At 59.8% G+C, this 244-nt stretch carries 1 protein-coding gene; it reads left to right on the plus strand.

Features of this window, described 5'->3' with window-relative positions:
- Nucleotides 1-244, plus strand: a 244-nt coding sequence (locus AC1RP4_RS08115) for an AAA family ATPase (protein WP_481763296.1), incomplete at both ends; no start/stop codon positions are given.

Below are 244 nucleotides of genomic sequence, written 5' to 3' on the forward strand. Positions count from 1 at the left end.
GACCGGAAGCGGGCACCGATCTTCCGGCTGTTCGGATACGCGGGTACCGGTAAGACACAGCTCCTCAAAGAGATCGCGTGGCGCGTTCAGAATGGTGAGGGGTGCTCACGTGGTGAAGTGGTGTTTGCGGCATACACGGGCAAGGCAGCGGCTGTCATGCGTAGCAAAGGCTGCGTCGGTGCCGGTACTCTCCACAGCCTGATCTACCGGCCAAAGATGGACCGTGTTACTGGCAAGATCAAGG

It is taken from the genome of Dellaglioa sp. CoH-56-MRSF-10, from assembly GCF_056782175.1.